Below are 901 nucleotides of genomic sequence, written 5' to 3'. Positions count from 1 at the left end.
TATTGGTGATTGAGCGGGCCTACGACCGGGCGGATGTATCGACTCTTGTTATTTTAGTCGTCGGATGGGGGTATGTCCGCCGCTTGTCGCTTGACAGCGGAGATCAGATTGGAACTTGTCAAATACAACACTGCGATCGTGAAACCCACCATCGTTGTGTACTCGATGATCCCCACCACGAAGTGCAGTTCAGCGGGTATGTTGACCGTGAACAACAACGGCGGTTGATTCATCGTTGCGTGGAACAGCGCGACCAGCCATAGATTGTTCGTCAGTGCATAAATAAGTCCGAAAGCGAGACCTGAAATCACCAGTACAGACAGTCGGGTAGCCAACGCTGGGCCAACGCCGTGGCCGGACATCAGGAACCAACGCGGGAGGTGGAACAGTGCGAACAGGACAGCCGCGGTGCCGGTCCCAGTTGCGACTGCACGCCAACCCGTTCCACCAGATTCCGTGATGAGTTTCGACTGGAAATAGCCACGAAATACGAATTCTTCGGGGAGGGCTGTGAACAGCAGAGAGCTCCCGAATGCCGCGGAATAAAGGAAGGGATGAGCGACGACCTTTGAGGATGCAGTCGCAAATCCCGGGATATTTCCCAGGGCAAGGACGTATGTGGTAAGATTATACAGGAGCCAAAACGCTCCTACAGCTCCCAGAACCAAGAATAGTGATTGGGAAAACGACAGAATCGAACGTGGGGACACTCCTTCAAGTCTATACGCTCCAACCCCGATTCCAACAAGCAAGATGCCCCAAGCCATCCCCAGAAGTGGTGGGGGAGACCCTCTGCCAGAGATAAGTGCCAGTCCAGACAGAAGAGCGATTATAACAAAATATGCTGTGACGAGGACCAATAACCCTCGCTTAAACGCAGGAGGGGCTATCTCAGGACGAG

1 protein-coding gene is annotated in these 901 nt (G+C 53.5%); it reads right to left on the bottom strand.

Annotated features, from left to right (window positions below):
- Positions 1-53: 53 nt before the first annotated feature.
- Positions 54-901, bottom strand: an 848-nt coding sequence (locus NO360_RS18835) for a type II CAAX endopeptidase family protein (RefSeq protein ID WP_256309360.1), incomplete at its 5' end; no start/stop codon positions are given.

It is taken from the genome of Halobellus litoreus, from assembly GCF_024464595.1.
Classification (GTDB): Archaea; Halobacteriota; Halobacteria; order Halobacteriales; family Haloferacaceae; genus Haloquadratum; species Haloquadratum litoreum.
Note: the sequence above shows the minus strand (reverse complement) of the source record. Positions and strands in the feature narration are given on the sequence as shown.